At 72.1% G+C, this 13,230-nt stretch carries 13 protein-coding genes; 6 read left to right on the forward strand and 7 right to left on the reverse strand.

Annotation, left to right across the window (positions count from 1 at the left end; genetic code table 11):
- The first annotated feature begins 47 nt into the window (after window positions 1-47).
- A complete protein-coding gene (locus ACIQOV_RS06970; protein ID WP_401045779.1) occupies window positions 48-353 on the forward strand; it encodes a hypothetical protein in 306 nt (101 codons plus the stop codon).
- Between the two features lie 148 nt (window positions 354-501).
- Window positions 502-711 carry a hypothetical protein gene (locus ACIQOV_RS06975; protein ID WP_401045781.1) on the forward strand — a complete coding sequence of 70 codons (210 nt, stop codon included), beginning with the start codon at window positions 502-504 and terminating at the stop codon, window positions 709-711.
- A gap of 110 nt (window positions 712-821) precedes the next feature.
- Here the strand turns inward: ACIQOV_RS06975 and ACIQOV_RS06980 are convergent, their stop codons facing one another.
- From ACIQOV_RS06980 to ACIQOV_RS06995, 4 genes are all read right to left on the reverse strand, one after another.
- Complete coding sequence (locus tag ACIQOV_RS06980) at window positions 822-2,321, reverse strand: glycoside hydrolase (RefSeq protein ID WP_401045783.1); 1,500 nt, start codon at window positions 2,319-2,321, stop codon at window positions 822-824.
- 305 nt (window positions 2,322-2,626) lie between these two features.
- Entirely contained in the window at window positions 2,627-3,169 is a 543-nt protein-coding gene (locus tag ACIQOV_RS06985; protein WP_401045810.1) for a GNAT family N-acetyltransferase, read from the reverse strand.
- 131 nt (window positions 3,170-3,300) lie between these two features.
- Window positions 3,301-3,846 carry a GNAT family N-acetyltransferase gene (locus ACIQOV_RS06990; protein ID WP_401045786.1) on the reverse strand — a complete coding sequence of 182 codons (546 nt, stop codon included), beginning with the start codon at window positions 3,844-3,846 and terminating at the stop codon, window positions 3,301-3,303.
- A gap of 292 nt (window positions 3,847-4,138) precedes the next feature.
- Window positions 4,139-4,645, reverse strand: a complete 507-nt coding sequence (locus tag ACIQOV_RS06995; protein ID WP_401045788.1) for a hypothetical protein — start codon at window positions 4,643-4,645, stop codon at window positions 4,139-4,141.
- A 180-nt stretch (window positions 4,646-4,825) separates the two neighbouring features.
- Here ACIQOV_RS06995 and ACIQOV_RS07000 point away from each other — a divergent pair, with 180 nt between their 5' ends.
- A complete protein-coding gene (locus ACIQOV_RS07000; RefSeq protein WP_401045791.1) occupies window positions 4,826-5,404 on the forward strand; it encodes a hypothetical protein in 579 nt (192 codons plus the stop codon).
- A 286-nt stretch (window positions 5,405-5,690) separates the two neighbouring features.
- Here the strand turns inward: ACIQOV_RS07000 and ACIQOV_RS07005 are convergent, their stop codons facing one another.
- Window positions 5,691-6,161, reverse strand: coding sequence for a DIP1984 family protein (locus ACIQOV_RS07005; RefSeq protein ID WP_401045793.1), 471 nt, complete (start codon window positions 6,159-6,161; stop codon window positions 5,691-5,693).
- Window positions 6,162-6,831: 670 nt separating this feature from the next.
- Here ACIQOV_RS07005 and ACIQOV_RS07010 point away from each other — a divergent pair.
- The gene (locus tag ACIQOV_RS07010) at window positions 6,832-8,073 is read left to right on the forward strand and encodes a hypothetical protein (RefSeq protein ID WP_401045796.1); all 1,242 of its coding nucleotides are present in this window, start codon (window positions 6,832-6,834) and stop codon (window positions 8,071-8,073) included.
- A gap of 23 nt (window positions 8,074-8,096) precedes the next feature.
- Window positions 8,097-8,531, forward strand: coding sequence for a hypothetical protein (locus ACIQOV_RS07015; protein ID WP_401045799.1), 435 nt, complete (start codon window positions 8,097-8,099; stop codon window positions 8,529-8,531).
- A gap of 3 nt (window positions 8,532-8,534) precedes the next feature.
- Here the strand turns inward: ACIQOV_RS07015 and ACIQOV_RS07020 are convergent, their stop codons facing one another.
- Both ACIQOV_RS07020 and ACIQOV_RS07025 read right to left on the reverse strand, forming a co-directional pair.
- Window positions 8,535-9,614 (reverse strand): NAD-dependent epimerase/dehydratase family protein, encoded by a 1,080-nt coding sequence (locus tag ACIQOV_RS07020; protein ID WP_401045802.1) that lies wholly within the window; start codon window positions 9,612-9,614, stop codon window positions 8,535-8,537.
- Window positions 9,611-11,728: a DUF362 domain-containing protein gene (locus tag ACIQOV_RS07025; protein WP_401045804.1), complete on the reverse strand. Its 2,118-nt coding sequence runs from the start codon at window positions 11,726-11,728 to the stop codon at window positions 9,611-9,613. Before ACIQOV_RS07025 ends, ACIQOV_RS07020 begins: the two co-directional genes overlap by 4 nt.
- Before the next feature lie 236 nt (window positions 11,729-11,964).
- On the opposite strand from ACIQOV_RS07025, the gene ACIQOV_RS07030 reads away from it, so the two are divergent.
- Window positions 11,965-13,230: threonine/serine exporter family protein (locus tag ACIQOV_RS07030; protein WP_401045807.1), on the forward strand; the 1,266-nt coding region annotated here is incomplete at its 3' end.

Raw genomic sequence — 13,230 nt, forward strand, 5'->3', positions numbered from 1 at the left:
CCCGCCGACTTCCTGCTCACCCCCACCGGTCCCCCATGATGGTGATCATGGCTGATGAACCCCTGTCCGTGTCCTTGGCCGAGCTGCGCAGCTCGTTCGACGTCGTACTCCGTCATATGGAAGCCGCTGCGGCGGGCGATGCCGTCGCCCTGGACAACGACTACTTCTGGTCCATCCCCCCGAACGACCTCTACGACGTCACCCGGGAGCCGGACGACCTCACCATCGGACAGCTCTCGGAATCCTGGCAGCACCTGCGGGACGTAGTCGCCGACCCGGACCGCGCGCTGAGCCACCACCTGACGTGGCTCGCCGACGTCCTCCGGGCCATCGCCCACGAGCACCCGGCATAACCCCCCTCCGCCCCGCGCGGGAAGTCGAGCCCGTCGACTTCCCGCGCACGTCAACGCTCCGAAACAGCTGGACCCCGAGCAGTCCGGGAAGCCCGACCCCGCTTCTGAAGTCCGGCCTTGTCGGGACTGCTCGGGACAGTGTTCGACCGTGAGCCTCGAAGAGCTGCGCGGCCAGTTCTGCTGGTTGACGTCACTCGTCCTGCGGACCGACCTGCAACCCGGCGAAGCCGTCCTCGTGCCGCCCGAGGCTCGTCATCTCCTGCATCACCACGCCAACCGCTGCGTGCTGCACCGGCTGACGATCACCGGCCCGGGCGAGGAGGTGGAGATCCTCGCCGAGGAAATCAGCGACCACTGAAGGGTGTTCCAGGAGACCGGATGCGGGACACTTCCTCGATCCGGTCCGGGAGTTCGACCGGGCCGACGGACGTCCCCGGCCGGGGTGGGCCCGGCCGGGGACGCGAGCGGCTACAGGTGGACGTCGGAGACCTCGAAGGTCTGGACGCTGTAGGCACCGCAGTCGGACCAGAACCGCCCGCCGTTCATCACGGTGTCCGCGTAGTACTGGTAGCGCTGGCCGTCACCGGCGCCGACGCCGGTGACCCAGCGCTTGACCGCGGCACCGTGGACGCCCGGCTGCGAGAACGCCGACAGGTCGAACGTGAGCCACTGCGCGTCCTCGAGGAGGTAGGCGACCACGACCAGCTTGTGGTTGACGGCGTCGTAGGCCGCGACCGCGTTGTTGTGGCCGGTGTCCATGATCGTCATCCCCGGGCGGATGTGCCGCATGTACTGGGCGAGCACCCAGTACTTGGGGTTGACCCCGACCAGCGCCCCGTCGGTGAAGTCGATCGCGCCGAAGCCGTGCCAGTCGAGGATCTGCCAGGCCACCCAGGCCGAAGGGTGGAGCAGGCGCAGGTCGGCGTGCAGGTTCTCGGCGAGGGCCAGGCCGTGCGCCCACCCGTCGCCGTACTCGGAGTTCCAGATCCGCTTGCCGTCGGCGGACACCGCGTCGTACAACCCGACCCGGTCACCGCCGAGTTCGTCGTAACCGTGGACGTTGACCCGGCCGACGGCCGCCTTGGTCACGGCGTCGAACTCCGGGCTCGTCCAGGTGTTGCGGGCCAGCGCGGTGCCGTTCTCGTCGAGGCCCGCCACCAGCGTCCCCGTCAGGCCCCGGACGTTCAGCTGGGCGCGGGTCCGCCGGATGAGGTCGGCCTGCTGGGCGTGGGTGTAGAAGCAGCCTTCCTGGGTGGTGTCCATCACCGCCTTGTTGCCCCAGTTCAGGCCTGGCTCGTTGAACGGCTGGACCGAGGCGAAGTCGATGCCCCAGTGGTCGTGCGCATACCGTGCCACCGTCGCCAGGTAGGCCGCGTGGCGGTCGAAGTTGCCGTCCTGGAGGTTGCAGAGGCCGTCGGCGGCGCCCTCCGGGTCGTCGTTCTTGAGCATCCACCACATCGGCGAGTTGGCGAAGAGCTCGAAGGTGTCCACGCCCCGGGCCTTCGCCTGCTGGAGCACGCCCCGCTGCTTGGCGTCCAGGCTCCAGTCGAAGCTCGACGAGGACGGATCGTCGGAGTTCCAGTCGAGCTGGAAGCCCTCGATCTTCTTGAACCCGTCCAGCGAGGACGCCATCTTCCGGGAGCCGATGGTGTTGCTCCCGGACCCGCCGGCACAGTACCGGACGATGTTCATGCCCAGGCCCGGCAGCTGGTGCCCGAGGAACGGGACGGTGTCGCGGGTGAACAGCAGGTCGGCCAGGTCGTCCCGGGGCCCGATCCGGTTCGCCCACCAGCCCAGCGTGGTGCCCCACCCGTCCCAGCGGCGGGTCCACTCCACGTTCGGCGCCGGCGGCTTGACCTCGATCGTTCCGATCGGCTCGCCCGCCCAGGAACGCCCGGTTCCGGAGATCAGCGTCATCGCGCCGAGCGGCACTCCCACGAGTCCGCGCAGCAGCGTACGTCGTTCCATCGGTTCCCCCACAAGTCGTCATCCCCCCGCAGTCGCGGGGGGCCAGTTGTCTCGCGCACCATCGACATCGCGATGGGCTCGGCCCGGGGCGGACCCCGGGCGGCTGGTCGGCACAGGTACCGATCGGTCGGCGTGCCGCCGTCGTCGATGCCGGTGCACCGGTGGAATCCGTCTCCGCCGGTCACCCCGGGAGGAGTCTGCCTTGTCGTCCACCGTGGTGGGCCGACCGCTCCTGAGGGAGTACGCAATGTCAAGAAACCGACGACGCTGGGCCTGAAAGATCGCCCGGAGGAGCGCCCGGACCGTCAGCGAGTGGCCGCGGCGTACTGCTCCGACGACAGCTCGAACACCCGGACCCGCCGCCCGCTGGTGGGGTTGACGGTCTCACGGGCCGGATGCATCCCCAGTTTGGTCATGATCCGTTCGGAGGCGTCGTTGCCCACCTGGGCGATGCTGACGATCCGCTCCAGCCCCCGCTCCTCGAACCCGAACCGGACAGCGGCCACGGCCGCCTCCGTGGCCAAGCCCCGCCCCCAGTGGGAACGTCCCAGCCGCCAGCCGACCTCGACCGCCGGCAGCACCTCCGGCAGGAATGCGGGCACCGAAAGCCCGGTGAACCCGGCCAGCTCGCCGGTGGAACGGACCTCCACGGCGAACAGGCCGAAGCCCCGCGACTCCCACTCGCCCTCCCACGCCCGGATCCCGGCGCGGGTCTGCTGCTCGTCACGGACGCTGCCGTCCCGGATCCACCGCATCACCTCGGGATCGGCATTGACGGCAGCCATGGGCGCGACGTCCGCCTCGCGCCAGCGACGCAGGATCAACCGGGGAGTCTCAAGCGTGACCATTCCGTCATTCTGGATCAGCGAGTGGCTCTCCGCCATCCTCATCGGACACTTTCGATCCACGCCTGGTGCTGCGTCAGGCGGCGGGCCGCCGCCGACACGGGTGAGCGCGGCTCGCACGAGGTGGCACCCCGTCACGGTCGCGGCGAGTCCGCTCGCAGGAGCCAGCCCTCGCCACCGGCGAAATCGATGCCCTGGAAGGAGGCACCCACCTCCACCTGCTCGAAGCCGAGTTCCCGGTGCAGGTCGAGCGAGGCGCGGTTCCTGGCGGAGATGAAGCACCAGACGGCCGACCCTCCTTCCCACGCCCATTCCATCCGCCGCCGGGTCAGCAGCCTCGCGATTCCACGACGCCGCCAGTCGGGATCCACCGTGACACCGGTCAGGTAGTGGCCGGCCGGGGCGCCGTCCCCGGCGTGCTCGGGCAGGAACGCCGCACTCGCGTACCCGACGGCTTCACCGGACACCTTCGCGGTGATCACCAGGCTGCGCCCAGCACGCAGCGCCCGCCGGATGCGGTCCGCCCAGTCGCCCGCCGAACCACCGCGCGCCCGGGCCTGGATCGCGGCCAGCCCCGGCACATCGTCCCCGGTCGCCTCCGCCACCACCGCGGTCACCGGAGCGGGCCGCTCGGCCGGGTCCGGAGCGTAGGCGGCGAACCGCGCGTCCTGCCCTGCCACGTCGTCTCCCCCGCCGTCCGACGTCGTCCCGAACCCGCACGCTACGGCGGCGGGCACGGCCCCCGCCACCCGGCTACGACGCACCGGGCCACGACGTCGGAGCACTGCTCGCACGCGCGGACGACGATCCGCTGCGGGCGGCCGAACTGGTCTCCGGCGACCACCCGGCGACGCGGTCGGACCTCACCGCCACTGGTCACCGGAAGGATGGAACTCCCGTAAGAGCGAGAGACGTTGGCGATCGAGTGGAGGCCGGTCCAGCTGCGGCCCGAGGAGCCGGGCCGGCCGCCCGTCAGCAGTCAGGGCAGTCGGGAACCGGGGGAATCGTCGGGAAGGTGTCGTTCCCGAGGAGCCAGTCCGTGAGCCATTCCGCCAGGGTGACGTCCTGCGGGGACACGTAGTGGTGGTCGCAGGCGTTCTCGTCCATGCCCCACATGGCGCCCTGCGGAGTGCTGAGGTCGAGGCACCACCAGATGACACCGCCGAGGGTCACCAACGGCACCACGCTAGGCGGAAAGCCCGGCTCGGAGGCCCATTTCCGGTAGACACGCGCCAGGGACCCTTCGTGGCTGAACCGCCGCTTCGACTCGGTGAGCGAGACGACGCCGCCGTACGGCCCGAAGCCGCCGTCGGCGACCTCGCAGTAGATCCTCCGCAGCAGCGGCGCCATCGGAAATCCGGTGAGGGCCTCGAACTCGTCGGCGGCCTTCGTCGGCGCGGGCAGGGGAAGACCGCGGGCCTCGGCGAACTCGTGGAGGCCGGCGACGATCTCGTCATCGGTCCAGGCGGGAGAAGTCACGGAGGAACCGTAGCGGCATGATCGTCGGTACGTCCTCGCAGGTCGTCACGGCTCACCGCGCGGGGACCCGGTCCGGCAGCCGGTGCCCGTCCGCGTACCGGCCCCGGGTCCGCTCGGCTCTCCGACGCCGGATCGATGGCATCGGGCCGCGCCGCCCGTCCAGTTGATAGCGTGATCGCCGTGACGGAGCTGGAAGAGTCGGAAGAACTGGAAGCGCTGGTCCTGACCCCCGACGAGCGGGCGCGGGGCGTCCGGGTCGACCGGGTGATGTTCACGATGGACTGGACCGGCGAGGACCACCCGGGGCAGCTGGCGGCATTCGTGGCCGGCCGGGTACGGGCCTTCGGGGCAGAACCGGCGGGCATCGGCACGGAGGTCGTCCACCGGGCGGCCGAGGACGACCCGACGCTGCGCCGCGGTGACGTCCCGGTCCGTCAGCTCGATCACCTCGCCGCCGTGCTGGCGGACCTCGGCCGCACGCTCCTGGTGTGGGAGAACGGCACCGACACCTACGAACTGCTGGTCGCGCTGACCGGTGGGCGCGAGCCGGCCGGGTTGCTGCACGAGGGCCTCCCGGTGCGGGCCTGGGGCTCGGAGCCCGAGGAGACCCTGGTCAGCCTGAACTGCCCGGACTGCTCGCAGATGCTGGTGTGGGAGCTGCCCCCGACCGAGACCCTGGCCGACGAGCACTGCGACTGCGGGGCCGCGTTGTTCGACGCCGAAGGCCGCCCGCTGCCCAACGTCACGCTCCACGCCTGAGCCGGGCCGACGCTCCGCGCAGGACGTCGGCCCAGCCGACTTCCTGCGCGGAGCTGCGATGTGGAATGCCCCGAACCCGCCCTCGCCGCCTCGGACCTGCACGTGGTGATGTGCTGTGTGCTGTGCACGGTTACCTGTACGCGGTGCTGAGCTGCACTGTTGATGGGGAGTCGAACCCCGCGTTGCTCTTCACGCGCCAGGAGTGGGCCGGAATACCGCCGGCCCTCGGTGTGTGCACGCCTCCGAAGCTGCTACCTGCTCCACATCGTCCGAACCTGCCGGACTGTCAGTCCAGCAGATCGGCCTCCCAGTTCGTGCGCTGGATCCGCACATCGACCTCGCGGATCTCCCGCGCGAGCGCATCCGCCTGACCGCGCAGTTCGGCGACCGGGAGCGCGGAGAGCATCATCAGCTCGGACCGGAGCTGCCGACCGTATCCCCGGTCACCCGTCCCCGCCGCCGCGTCCGCCGCCGCGGTGACCACGGAGTGGCGCAGCCGCAGGACGTCCCGGCGGGCCAGGGCATCGGTGAGGGTGCCGTCCGGACCCATCTCCACGGTGGCGTTGGTCCGGTTGATCCGCCGGATCAACGTTTCCAGGGCGTCCAGCACCTCGCCGACCTCGGCCAACAGCTGGGCCGCGTCCTCGGCGGGCGTCTCCCCCTCCTGGTGCCGCGCACTGCTGACGATGCGCGCCCGCAGCTGTTCCGTACGGCGCGTCGCCTCCGCGCGTTCTGCCAGTGCCTCGGCAAGCTTCACTGCCGCACCTCCTCCTCCAGAGCTCGCACGAGTATACGAGTGCGAACCGGCCCGTCCGCACCTGGTTTTCCGCTCCGCCAGGGCCCTGACCAGCGACGGAGCCGGAGCGCGGAACCGGGTCGACGGCCGGTCAGGCCCCGCTCGGGGCGGCGGCCCGGCCGCGGAAGGTGGCGCGGTGGGCCTGAGGGCGACACCCCGATCGCCGCGTGCAGGCGCTGCGCAGCGAGACGCCGGTGGCCCTGCAGGGCTACGGGACGATGGCCCAGAGCGCGCAATCCGCGGGGAGCGGCCGGGTCCCACCAGCGACGTGCACCTTTCCGTCCTTTTGTGTGGCTCATTGGCAGGACCCATGGGAACACTTTCCTGCGCAAAGGCCACTGTTTTCGCAGGGGCTGTGGCGACCGGCGCTTCAGGCGTCAGCGTGGCGGTCGGCTGCGCAGGCATCATCGAGATCAATCCACCTTTCTCCGAGGATTCTCCGCGAGACCAACGGAGGGCGATCACCCAACGTCACGACTCGATGACAGAACCCCTCGTCGGGCTTGCACACCTGGATCGCACACGCACGTCGCAAGGCGACCCTGTACGTACTCACCGTGTCACAATCAGTGCGCATCGCATGCGATCAAACCGTGCCCCTCATACGATGATCAGTGGAGGCCACGACACGATGGGAACCTACCCCTACGCCTTCCACATCGCCCTGGACGGGAACGGCATGAACGGTCTGGAGGGCGCGGCCGGCGTCTGCGTCTTCCGCTACAACCCGGACAGTGGCGAGTACGCCTACCGGGTGCGGTACTACGACGGCGTCTCGGGCGGCCACGCCGTCAGCATCACCCCCGACCGCAGGTTCGGGTTCCTCGGCAACGCCGGGCAGCAACTCCTGTTCTACGACGTGCAGTCCCTGGACGAGAGCGAACGCGTCTCCACCCTGCGCTTCGAGCCCCCCGACGCGGCCATCAAGAGCAGCACCCACATGGTGTGGCTGGACGGCACCCACGGCGTCACCGCGATCGGTGACGGCCTGTGGCTGATGGACCTCGACCGCCCCACCGAGGCCGAGCGCATCGGCGACCACCTGCTCAAGCTGCCGCACGCCATGAAGCGCACCGCCTCCGGCCGGTACCTCGTCTACGGCGGCATGGACCACCCGGGCCGGGGCGAGGCCGCCGAAGTGGGCATCTTCGACCTGGAGAAGCGCACCGCCCGGCGGGTGCGGCTGCCGACGACCTGCTGGCACGTGGCCTGCCACCCGGGCGACGAGCGGTTCTACGCGCTCTCCTTCCGTGTTCTGCCGCAGGAGGGCCGGGACTGGCACGAGTGGGCCATGGCCTACTTCAAGGAGTACGTCTACGAGATCGACGCCGAGACCGGGCAGATCCTGCGGCACTGGGCGTGCGGGCAGAGCTTCCCCGCGCACATCAACTCGGACGTCTGCGTCTCCGACCGCGAGCTGATCTACTGCAACGGCGGCAGCGGCACCATCGTCATGATCGACCTCGCCGACTTCGCCTCGTACCGGGTGATCGACGAACGCCCGCGCCTGGCCGCGCAGTTGCGCTCCGCCCGGCAGGCGGCGCGGCAGGTCACCGACGCCTTCACCCGGGGCTCGCCCGGCCGAAGCAGCAAGCACTTCGTCGGCGCCCTGCGGGTCACCCGCGGCACGCTCGTCGACGGCGTCTACGCCTGCCAGCTCTCCGCCGACCAGTCCCTGCTGTTCACCGCCAACCGGGGGCTCAACACGATCACCGTGTACGACTACCCGGCCAACACCGTACGGCTGCGGGTGGCGATGCCGGAGCTGCGCACCCACGTCCCCGACCTGCCCGTCTGGACCGACCCCCGCCTGGGGTTCCACCACAGCACGCTGCTGAGCCCCCGGCCGGCCGATGCCGGAAACCCGAACTGAGAAACCCGAACCGAGGAGTGCTCATGAGCCCCGAGACCCCCGAGCAGCTGAACGAAGAACTCCAGGCGGGCTGGGAGAACCTCCGGTCCACCGCGGCCAACATCGCCCAACTGCAGACCACGATGTGGGGCGACTGGGCGGAGCTGACGGCCGGGCTGGCCACCGGCAGGCTCGCCTGGGGGGAGGTCACCAGCGAGTTCTGGAAGTTCGTCGCGGACGAGGACCTGAGGTTCGCCCAGGAACTGAGCGGGCTCGGCATGGACTACTGCCAGCGGGTCGCGGAGGTCACCTGGGAACACGAACAACGCCTGCGCGACCGACTCCGCACGACCGCGCGGGGAGGCGACACCGCCCCCGCCCCGGAGGGCGACGCACCGACCGGAGGCGACACGAGCGGCGACACGAACGGCGCCGACACCGCCGCCACGCCCTCCGGCGCCAGGAACTCGAAGCAGTGACGCTCAGCCCGCGGCCGGTCCCCCCTCCTCCAGCGGACGGGGAAGCAGTTCCCGTGCGCCCGTCACCTCCGGGTGCGGCCGCAGCCCGGACCTGACCCGGTCCGACAGGTGCGGGCTGGTCACCAGCCAGCCGAGCGCCTCGACCAGCGCCTGCCGCGCGGGCCTCGGCCGGTAGCCGAGGTCGGCGGCCTTGTCGTGCCGGTACCAGTAGAAGCGTCCCATCGTCCGGGCCTCCGCCCGGGTGGTCGCCGGGGCCCGGGCGGTCAGCACGGCGCGGATCTCCCCCAGCGTCGCCGCCAGGTACGCGCCGGTGTGGCTGGCGGTGGCCCACGGTCCGCGGGTGCCGCACAGTTCGGAGACGGTCTGGTGGATGGTCCGCCAGGCCCAGTTCTCGCCGCCGAGCAGGTAGCGCTCCCCGGGCAGGCCGCGCTCGGCGAGCAGCACGTGGCCCGCCGCGACGTCCCGGACGGAGACGATGTTGCAGCCGCCCGGGTAGGTGGTGCGCAGCGAGTCGGCCAGGTACCGGGTGATCAGCGCGTTGCTGGGCACCAGGCGCCAGTCGGGCCCGCCGACCACGATGGTCGGGCAGGCCGCCACCACCTCCAGGCCGAGTTCGGCGCCCAGGGCGAACGCCGTCCGCTCCTGGTCCAGCTTGGTGACGAAGTAGTCCGGCAGGTACTCCTCCCCGGGCGTCCACGCCTCGTCCCGGGCCACCGGTCCGCCCGACGAGCCGCAGGTGATGGAGGAGGAGGTCACCACGACCCGCCGGACCCCGGCCTCCGCCGCCGCCCGCAGCACCTCGCAGGTACCCTCCACGTTGGCCCGGGCCAGTTCCTCGCGGCTGGTGTCCCAGTAGGCGAACACGGCGGCGCAGTGGAACACCGTGTCGCAGCCCTCGAACGCGGGCCGCAGGCTGAGCGGGTCGCGCAGGTCGGCGTTGACCAGGGGCACGTCCAGGCCGTGCAGCTGCCGGAGATCGCTGCTGCGGCGCACCAGTGCCCGCGCCTCGTGGCCGGCGGCGCGCAGCGCGCGCACCACGTGGGACCCGACGAGCCCGCTGGCGCCGGTGACGCACGCCCTCACGGGGCCCTCCTCGACCGCCGGTCCCGGGCCGCGGCCTCGCGCAGCCCCTGCCAGAAGCCGGCCACGGCCGGGCGCAGCGACTCGCGGAACTCGTCCAGCAGGGGGGAGCGGGTGGGGATGTCGCCGGGCGAGACGTGCCAGAAGCCGTCCGGTCCCAGGCGTCCCGGCGGTGTCGGCACGGTCAGGGCCTGGGAGGCGACGGTCCGCACCATCCGGGCGGCCTCGGTGAGCCGCTGGGTGGGCAGCTCGGCCGCCTCCAGGTCGTCGAACTCCTCCCAGGGCCGGCCGATCCGGTAGGGGCGTCCCTCGTACTGGGCCTCGAAGTTGTCGAGGGTGCGGGTGAAGAAGCGCTGGTAGGAGTCCTGGACGAGCGGGTCCCTGAGTTTGGGCCGGGTGTCGGGGCGGATCACCTGCCAGGTCAGCGGGAGGGTGAACCGCTGGCGCACCCGGATCACGATCCGGGTGCGGCCGCCGTCGGCCGCGGGGAGGAAGGTCACCGAGCCGTCGTCGTACTCGGCGGAGCCGTTCGGGCTGCGGACCGTGCGCCAGGAGATCCGCTGCCGGTGTTCGCGGTAGTCCACCGACTCCAGCTTGCAGACGTCGATGGGCGGGCCGCCGTGGTACGCCAGGTAGTTCGGCTGTGCCAGGTACAGGTTGCGTTCGATCTGGCGGGTGGGCCGGCCCTGGTCGTCGCGGGTCACCACGTGGACCCGTCCGCCGAGGTAGTCGGTCATGTAGCTGATGGACCGGCTGATGTCGACCCGCCGGACGAACTCCCGGTAGGGCGCGTTGACGGTGCGCTCGCAGCCGAACAGGATCGAGTGGCCGACGTGCTGCCACCGCATCTGCCAGGCGTCCGCGGGCAGCGCGTCGATCACCGTCTCCAGCGGCCGGAGGAGGTCGGTGATCCGGTCGAAGTCCTCGTGGGTGTAGGCGTCGGGGTCGACCGCGAGGGAGACGTCCCGGCGCCGCAGGCCGTCCTTGGCGTTGCCGGTCCGCCAGGCGCGGACGGTGGAGGAGGCCGAGGCCGCCGCGCCGACCATCGCGCACAGGGTGGCGGCGGCGGCCGGGTTGGTGTCCGCGGCGCGGATCAGCGAGGTGAGGAGGCGGGAGAGGCGGGCGAGCGCCGGGTCGGTGACCTCCGTGCCCGGGGCGACGTGCCAGGCGGCGACGCTGAACAGCCGGTGGGCCCGTCCGTCCGGGGCGAGCCGGCGCACCGCCTCGACCAGGGATCTCGGCGGGTTGCGCCAGCCCGGGTAGGGCGTCAGGTCGCCGTCGATCCGGTAGGCGTCCGGCAGGCCGCGGTCGCTGAGCACCCGGGCGTTGAGCGGCGAGGAGACGGGGTCGACGCCCATGAGCAGGGCGCCGACCAGGTCCGCCAGGACGCCGTCGGGCGCGGCGATCACCGTGTCCGTCCGCAGCGGCCGGCCGACCTGCGATCCGGCGCAGCCGTGGCTGCTCACCACGGCGTCGATGAGGTGGAAGTCCGGCGGGTAGGAGCGCAGCAGGTCCAGGATGACCTCGGCGCCGTCGCGGCGGGCGCGGTAGTGGTGGTGCTTGTCGTCCTGCGGGAGCACGCCGAACAGGTTGGCCAGGCACAGGGCGTAGCCGAACTCCGGGTGGGTGCTGTTCTTGGCGATGTTGATCCGGAAGCCCGCGTCCAGCCAGCTGCGGGCCATGCCGCTGCCGTGCAGGACGGCGGAGTCGGGGAATTCGGCCGGCCCGACCTCCTCGGACAGGTCCACGACGCGGTAGGCGTTGCCCTGCGGGGTGCGCCCGCCGTAGCCGAGCCGGCGGCAGGCCTGGAGGAGTCCGGGGCCGGCCAGCCAGGTGTCGGGGCCGCAGCGGGCGGCGCCGACGGTGACCTCGCGGTAGCCGCGGTCGTGCAGGAGGTCGATCAGGTGCTCGACCAGGGCGGCGCTGACCGCGGTCGCCGGATCGCCGTACGCGGAGGTGCCCGGGGTCAACAGCACCGGGACCGCCTCCGGATCGCCGTGGGCCCGCTCGGCGAGGAGCTCCCAGAGCCCGGCCCGGGCGACCGCCTCCGCCAGCAGCTCGGCGGCGGTCAGCGGCCGGACCCGGGTGGAGCGGGCTACGGCGGCGACGACGGTCACATCTCCCCCAACGCCGGCGGGCGGTCCTCCTGCGCACGGTCGGGCCGTCGCCGATTCACCGGAAAGCATCCCAAAGAGGTTGAAAGCGATGCTACTGCCCGGGGGCGGATACCGGGGCGGGGCGCGCGCTCGTGTCCCGGGCCGGCCTCCGCCGCCGGCTCGGCCGGGAACGGCGGTAAACCGAACAGACCGGGGCACAGCCGGACCGATTCGGGCGGGATGGGACGATACCTGCCATGCCAAGCAAGTCTCCCCCGGTCCGGGGCACCGACGCCCCGCCCGACCCGCTCCGCCGTCTGCTGCTCGAACTGGGCGAAGCCCTGCTGGGCGGCGGCCTGCCCGTCCATGACGTCGAAGAGGAACTCCACTGGCTGGGGCGGGCGTTGGGGGCGCCGGACGTGCGGGTCGCCGCCCTGACCAACGGGCTCTTCGTCGCGTTGGGGCCGGACGACGCCACCCGGTTCCAGCCGGTCGGCACCGCGCTGCGGTTCGAGCAGACAGCCGACGTCCTCCACCTGGTGCACCGGCTGCGGGCGGGCGAGCTCGACGGGCCCCGGGCGCTCGCCGAGCTGGACGGGATCCGGCGGGCGCCGGCCCGCCGGCCCGCGTGGGTGTCGGACCTCGGGGCGCTGCCGGTCGGGGTGGGGGTCTGTCTCTTCCTCCAGCCGGTGGCGGCGAACGTGCTGGCGGCCGGGGTCGGCTCGCTGATCGTCGTGGGGCTGACCGTGCTCGCCCGGCGGCTGCCGTACCTGCGGCCACTGCTGCCCGTCACCGCCGGTTTCCTGGTCGCGCTGCTGGTCCTCTCGCTCGCCCGGGCCGGGCTGCTGGAGGGCCCGCTGCGGACCATCGTGGCCACGCTGGCGATCCTGCTGCCGGGCGGACTGCTCGTCACCGGGCTGTCGGAGATCGCCGCGGGTGCGGCCAGCGCGGGTACGGCCCGGCTGGTGTCCGGTGCGGTGCAGCTGGCGCTGTTCCTCGCCGGGGTGGCCGCGGCCGCGACGGCGGCCGGCGTGCCGGCCGCCGCGCTGGCCGACGTGCAGGTCGCCAGGCCGAGCTGGTGGGTGATCGCGCTGGGGCTGGCGCTCGCGGTGGCGGGCGTGGTGGTCAGCGTGAACACCCCGCCCTCGGCCGTCCCGTGGATCGTCGTGGTGATCGCGGTCAGCGTCACGGTCCAGGTGGTGGTGGGGTCGGCGCACGGCGCGGCGGTCGGCGGCCTGGCCGGCGCGGTCACCGCCGCGGCCGCGGCCACCCTGGTGCACTGGCTGCCGGGCGGTCCGCTCTGGCAGGTGCTCTACCTCCCGGCGTTCTGGATCGTGGTACCGGGCTCCTTCGGCCTCCTGCACACCGCGCAGATCGAGGTCGGGAACGGCGCGCAGTCGGTGCTGACGGCCGTGTCGGCGGTCTTCGGGGTGTCGATCGGCACCCTGATCGGCTCGGTGATCAGCCGGATCCCGCGTCCCTCCCGCGCCGTGCTGCTGCCCCGGGTGGCGCCGCAGCGCCTG

The sequence above is a fragment of the Kitasatospora sp. NPDC091257 genome, from assembly GCF_044757675.1.
Taxonomy (GTDB): Bacteria; Actinomycetota; Actinomycetes; order Streptomycetales; family Streptomycetaceae; genus Kitasatospora; species Kitasatospora lactacystinica.